Raw genomic sequence first — 1,902 nt, 5'->3', positions numbered from 1 at the left:
GAACAGCCTTTCGGCCTTTCCCGAGTCTTTTCGTACCGCGATTTGCCTGAAGTCCGAAGATGACACGAAGGATACGCCCGTACTCGACACAAGCTTGGCGCGCTCGACCGGGATTGTGTCGGTTTCGCGAGCACCAAGAACAAAGATCAAGTTAGCGACGATCCGTTAGCGTTCCGTTAACCCTCTGCCGCCTTAATGACATTTGGAGGCGTTGCGTTGTGCTCCGGGGAAACCGAGAGGAATGCGCGAACCATGGGCATGGTACTGTCTTTCGTGCCGCGTACGGCACCAAACACCAGAGCAAAGCAAACCGCCGAAATGCCGGCGGCGGTGATCATCTTTCCCGGCATCCGCTATGAGCGGTCGCATGCCGGCGAAGTGCGGCCGGTCGATCCCGACAAGACGGGATCGCCAGGGACGAAGCCGGTCCCGCACCACTGAGTTTCGGCGGCCACGGACCTTTGGTCCGGGATCATGTCTAGTGCATGTCGCCCAAAAGTGACCTCGGTTTTGGAGAACGACATGCATGAAAACAAAGACCTAAAGCGGGTCGTCTGAATCCGTTCAGACGCGACACGCTCTAGAAGTCCTGCAACTCACAGGAACTCTGTTCGAAGAAGCGCGACACGATCGGCTTCCAGCTGCTGTCGGGGACGAAGGCACGGATGACGAAGATGCCTTCCTCGATCGGCGCTTCGACGAAGATCGCCCCCTGAAGATCCTCTGGAAGGTCCTTGCGCACGTCGATCATCTGCGCCGGCGTCAGCACCACGGCATCCAGAACGCCGCCGGTCGCTGTGTGGTCGTTGAAGGAATAGATGTTGTGGCCGCTGCGGTCATAGACCGACACCGACCAGAACGGGACATGTCCAGGTGCCTTGACGCGGACCAAACCTTCGCCCAGGTCGAACCGGCACGCCGTTGCATAAAACAGCGGGTCGACGGATTTCACCACGGGCGCCCCACCGGCCTCGGCATCGAGCCGCGTCATCTTGTAGAGATCCGAAGCCATGGACAGCCGCGACCAGGCGTCGCGTTCGGAAAATTCAGGCACCAGAAGCAGCACGGCGATGTGCACAATGCCGGCGCCGAGCAGGCCGAGCAGGACGGCATGCAAAAGTCTGCGCATCGCCGCATAAAAACTACGCATCGCAGCCGACCTTGACGATCCGCGGCAGCGAGACGTCCGACAGGCCCGTGCTGCTGGCGATTGGCGTGTCGTAGAAGGTCAGCACGAAATACATCCTGCCGAAGCCGTCTGTCAGCAGCCAATTGCCGGGCATCGGGTGATGGCCGGCGGAAATGATCACCGAATTGTCGGGCTGGCGCACCACCCCGTAGGATTGCAGCGCCGCCAGCCGGGATTTGCCGGTCTCGACCACGCTGAGCGACTGGTCGGCGGCGTAGAGCGTCCAGAACCGCGCCGTCGGAAATCCGCCCTCGATGGTGTAGGTGCATTCGCGCTTGAGCTCGGCGCCGCCCGTGTCTCGCTCGGCGACGAAGGACAGCCCCTCGGCACGGCCGAGTGCAAGCACGCCCTCGCGCGCCACGCGAGCCTTGGAATAAGGATCGGCGGACGGCGTGCCGATATCGGGAAAGGCTGTCCATTGACCGATCCGGATGGCGCCGACGCCATCCTGGACTTTCAGCGCATACCAGACGCTGCCGCCACCGCCGATGATGGCTATGGCAAGCGAAAGCAACGTCAGGAAGGCAGTTTTGAGCATGAAGGGCCGGGGACACCGAAGAGTTGCCGCTCGGGGATATCGCGGCGCAGGGCCTTGTGGCAAGCGGGCCGATGTAGAATTGCAGCCGCCTCTTCCTTCTCCACCTGCGGGAGACGGTGGCCGAGCGAAGCTCGGTCGGATGAGGGGTGTTCCAGCTTCGCAAGGACGGTGATCC

At 61.7% G+C, this 1,902-nt stretch carries 4 protein-coding genes; 1 reads left to right on the top strand and 3 read right to left on the bottom strand.

The genetic code is table 11. From position 1 onward, the window contains the following. Nucleotides 1-252: 252 nt before the first annotated feature. Nucleotides 253-441, top strand: a complete 189-nt coding sequence (locus EN884_RS34630; RefSeq protein WP_013532653.1) for a hypothetical protein — start codon at nt 253-255, stop codon at nt 439-441. Nucleotides 442-580: 139 nt separating this feature from the next. Here EN884_RS34630 and EN884_RS34625 read toward each other — a convergent pair whose 3' ends face one another. From EN884_RS34625 to EN884_RS39170, 3 genes are all read right to left on the bottom strand, one after another. After that, on the bottom strand, nt 581-1,150 hold the full coding sequence (locus tag EN884_RS34625) for a DUF1254 domain-containing protein (RefSeq protein WP_013532652.1): 570 nt from the start codon (nt 1,148-1,150) through the stop codon (nt 581-583). Beyond that, complete coding sequence (locus tag EN884_RS34620) at nt 1,143-1,727, bottom strand: DUF1214 domain-containing protein (RefSeq protein ID WP_013532651.1); 585 nt, start codon at nt 1,725-1,727, stop codon at nt 1,143-1,145. The genes EN884_RS34625 and EN884_RS34620 overlap by 8 nt, the downstream gene beginning before the upstream one ends. After that, nucleotides 1,706-1,902: hypothetical protein (locus EN884_RS39170; protein WP_206617729.1), on the bottom strand; the 197-nt coding region annotated here is incomplete at its 5' end. The genes EN884_RS39170 and EN884_RS34620, both read right to left, overlap by 22 nt.

The organism is Mesorhizobium sp. M7A.F.Ca.AU.001.01.1.1, assembly GCF_004022735.1.
GTDB classification, from domain to species: Bacteria; Pseudomonadota; Alphaproteobacteria; order Rhizobiales; family Rhizobiaceae; genus Mesorhizobium; species Mesorhizobium ciceri.
Note: the sequence above shows the minus strand (reverse complement) of the source record. Positions and strands in the feature narration are given on the sequence as shown.